Source organism: Paracoccus salipaludis (genome assembly GCF_002287065.1).
In the GTDB taxonomy this organism is placed as follows: Bacteria; Pseudomonadota; Alphaproteobacteria; order Rhodobacterales; family Rhodobacteraceae; genus Paracoccus; species Paracoccus salipaludis.
This window is the reverse complement of record NZ_NSJZ01000114.1, coordinates 1-581: the sequence shown is the minus strand read 5'-3', so window position 1 is coordinate 581 and position 581 is coordinate 1. Positions and strand designations below refer to the sequence as shown.

The window sequence follows — 581 nt, the reverse complement described above, 5'->3', positions numbered from 1 at the left end:
GATCTACAACCTCAAGAACCGCTGGGACGAGCGCCTGCCGCAATCGCGCAGCAAGGTGCTGACGGTGCGGGTCAGCACCGAGGACATGGAGCGGCTGGACGCCCTGGCGGGGGAGCTGAACCTGAGCCGGGCCGACACGGCGCGGCGGGTGCTGCTCTACGCAGCGGGCGTCTACCACATCGAGCCGCCGGAGGCGGGCGAGATCGCGGAACTGACCAAGGAGGTGTCCGCGATCGGGCGGAACGTGAACCAGGTGGTGCGGGCCATGAACGCGGCCGTGCAGCGCGGGCAGAAGATCCCCCGCCTGCAACTGGACCAGTTAGCCCACCAGCTGCACCAGATCGCCCGGGACAACGACAAGACCCGCAGCCTCATGGTTCGCCGCGCGCAGCAGCAGCGGGCGCATGTGGATCAGATCATCGAGGCTATGAAGGGCGGCGAAGAAGCCGCACCATTGGATTGAACAACTACAATTATTTTATTTTATGACCCCTAGTGCCGAGTGGAGCATCGGATGAATCTTCACCTTTGTAGATTGTTCAAGTTGGATTGTGGGAAGCGGTTTTTGCGTCTGGAAAAAG

Annotated in this window: 1 protein-coding gene; it reads left to right on the top strand. The window is 62.0% G+C overall.

The genetic code is table 11. The annotated features are described in order from the left end of the window. Window positions 1-463, top strand: a 463-nt coding sequence (locus tag CK240_RS17810; protein WP_167650114.1) for a plasmid mobilization protein, incomplete at its 5' end; no start/stop codon positions are given. Window positions 464-581: the final 118 nt, after the last annotated feature.